Consider the following 2,802-nt stretch of genomic DNA (forward strand, 5'->3'; position numbering starts at 1 on the left):
GTTTTGCCCTCCGGCCGGGGGCCCTTCTTGATCGGCCCCGCCGGGGGGCTCCCCGACACACACCCCGAACCCACCGCATGCCATGAAGGCCCCCTTCACAGCGCTCAACACCGCGAAGGACCCCCTTCACCACACCACCAAGCCCCCGGGAAAGCACCCACCAGCAAAACCGCACCCCCGCACCTACCGAGAAAACCTCAATGTGGCGTATGAGCCACCGCGAAACGGGAAGCGGCAGGTCAGGAGTTCCGGCGCAGCGTAGCCATGATCTCGTCACGCACCCCGGGGCTGAGCGCGATGGTCACCGCAGAATCCGCCGAGTGCCCGGTGCCGTCTTCATCGAGAACGACACCACCGGCTTCCCGGACCAGCAGCACCCCCGCCATCGTGTCCCACGGATGGTTGGACAGGTTGATGGTGCCGTCGAGCTTGCCGTGCGCCACCCACGCCAGATCGATCGCCGAGGTGCCGATCATGCGGACCCGCTGCGCGCGGGCGCCGAGGTCGCGCAGCAGGCCGAGCCGCACCCGGTTGCGATCGCTCTCGTGCTCCTCGAGTGCGAAGTCGCCGAGCGAGATCACCGCGTCGGCGATGTCGGTGACCTCCGAGCAGCGCAGCCGTTGCTCCCCTGCCCAGGCACCGTGACCGTCCACTGCGGAGTATTCGACGTCGAGGAACGGCGCCGAAATCGCGGCGAGCACGCTGCGGGAGCCGTCGACGAGGGCGAGCGACACGGCGCAGAGCGGGATGCCGCGGGCGAAGTTGGCGGTGCCGTCGACCGGATCGAGCGTCCACCACAGCCCGCCGGCGGCCCGGCCACCGCGTTCCTCGCCCACCACGGGAATCTCCGGGGTTTCCTTGCCCAGCAGGCCACGCACCGCGTCCTCGACGGCGAGGTCGACGTCGGTGACCATGTCCCGATCTCCCTTGGCGGCCACCGAAAACGAGCCACGCGAGAGCACGATCTCCCGGGCGGTGGACATCGCCGCGCGGGCGATCGGCAGCAACTGCGCGTAGTCGTTCATCGGTGCTCACGGTAGCCGCCGCCCCCGCCGCCGATCAATAATCGACGCCCGGCCGACGACGAGAAGGCGAGCCCATGACCACGCACTTCCTCCCGCGGAGCACCACCGTCGACGAACGGGATCGCGGCGCGACGGTCGCCGTGCTCCCGGTCGGCAGCTTCGAGCAGCACGGCGAATTCCTGCCGCTGGCCACCGACACCGCGATCGCCGTGACGATCACGCAGGCCATCGCCGAGTCCTACCCCGTGCTCCAGCTGCCGCCGATCACGATCTCGTGCTCCCACGAGCACGCGACCTGGCCGGGGACGGTGAGCATCTCGGCGAAGACGCTCTACTCGGTCGTCGGAGACATCGCGGACTCGCTGCGGCGATCCGGGGTCGGCAGGCTCGTCCTCATCAACGGGCACGGCGGCAACTACGTACTGTCCAATGTGGTCCAGGAAGCCCGCGGCTCCCTCGCCCTGTTCCCGATGCCGGAGGACTGGCAGGCGGCGCGCGCGGACGGCGGGCTGGAAAGCTCGATCGACGAGGACATGCACGCGGGCGAGCTGGAGACCTCGGTGCTGCTGCACGCCCATCCGGATCTGGTCCGCGCGGGCTACGCCACCGCCGACGTGGTCACCGGCGACCGCCGCCACCTGCTCACCACCGGACTCGCGCACTACACCGAATCGGGCGTGGCCGGGCGTCCCTCTCTCGCGTCGGCGGAGAAGGGACGTGCCGTCATCGCGAGCCTCGTGGCGTCGTTCGCGGACTGTCTTTCGGTCATTCGCTGACGCACAAACAGGCAATACTAGCGCCAGATAGGCCGTCGACCTGCGTAAACAATCCACGGACATTTACCGATAACGTCGTTGCTTTACGGTGATCCAGATCACAACGACAGCACCTAATCGCCCCCTCGAACATCTTTGCTGGTGACTTCGAAAAACGCTCCGCAAATACACAGGCACTATTCAAGGGGACTGAAATGGGTATCAACGCGAAGATCATCCGGCGCGGCGGAATGGCGATCGCCGCGGTGGCGGCGGTGGGTGCGCTGGGGGCCTGCTCGACCGGCCAGGCGGGCAACGCGGCGCCTGCTCCGCAGGGCTCCGGCGGCGTCGGCGGCGGGATCGGCGCGGCCCCCAACGGCGGAGCCCTCCAGGGCACGGGCGCGAAGGGCGCCCCGGTCGCCGACGGCACCGGCGTCGCCAACGCCGGCGGCCACCCGAACTGCTCGAACCTGAAGGTGACGTCGACGGCGCCGGATCTGGTCCCCGGCACCACCACGCAGATGCGGTTCCAGCTCAAGCTGACCAACCAGAGCGCGGTGCCCTGCGTGGTGCGCGGCTTCCCCGGCGTCCGCCTCGACGGTGCCGACGGCACCAGCTGGGACCTGGCTCGCACCAACGCGGCCGTCATGCCGGTCCTGCTCGCCTCCGGCGAATACGCCACCGCCGATCTCACCTACTCCACCTCCGCCCCTGTCACCGGTGACGGCGCCGACGGCGGCACCGGCTGGAACGTCACCAGCATGGCCGTGACCCCGCCCAACACCACCAACACCCAGACCCTGCCCTGGGTCGACAGCGTGGGCCTTGCCAAGCAGGACGGCGCCACCCACCCCGGCACCTACATCGCCCCGGTCCAGCCCAGCACCCCCAAGTAGCGAAGAGAACACACCGAAACGAACTGCGAAAATGCCCCGGGGCCCCCAAAAAACCCACCCCAGTCGCGCTGGCGGCCGAAATACCACCCCGGGGAGGCGGGATGTGTGAGGGGACACGAGTGGGGA

At 69.1% G+C, this 2,802-nt stretch carries 3 protein-coding genes; 2 read left to right on the forward strand and 1 reads right to left on the reverse strand.

What is annotated here, in order from left to right; all coding sequences use genetic code 11:
- Window positions 1-239 precede the first annotated feature (239 nt).
- On the reverse strand, window positions 240-1,025 hold the full coding sequence (locus tag ACFWY9_RS26525; protein ID WP_378340188.1) for an inositol monophosphatase family protein: 786 nt from the start codon (window positions 1,023-1,025) through the stop codon (window positions 240-242).
- Window positions 1,026-1,099: 74 nt separating this feature from the next.
- On the opposite strand from ACFWY9_RS26525, the gene ACFWY9_RS26530 reads away from it, so the two are divergent.
- Window positions 1,100-1,801 (forward strand): creatininase family protein, encoded by a 702-nt coding sequence (locus ACFWY9_RS26530; protein WP_378324299.1) that lies wholly within the window; start codon window positions 1,100-1,102, stop codon window positions 1,799-1,801.
- A 194-nt stretch (window positions 1,802-1,995) separates the two neighbouring features.
- A complete protein-coding gene (locus tag ACFWY9_RS26535; protein ID WP_378324298.1) occupies window positions 1,996-2,676 on the forward strand; it encodes a DUF4232 domain-containing protein in 681 nt (226 codons plus the stop codon).
- The last annotated feature ends 126 nt before the right edge of the window (window positions 2,677-2,802 follow it).

The sequence above is a fragment of the Amycolatopsis sp. NPDC059027 genome (genome assembly GCF_042739735.1).
Taxonomy (GTDB): domain Bacteria; phylum Actinomycetota; class Actinomycetes; order Mycobacteriales; family Pseudonocardiaceae; genus Amycolatopsis.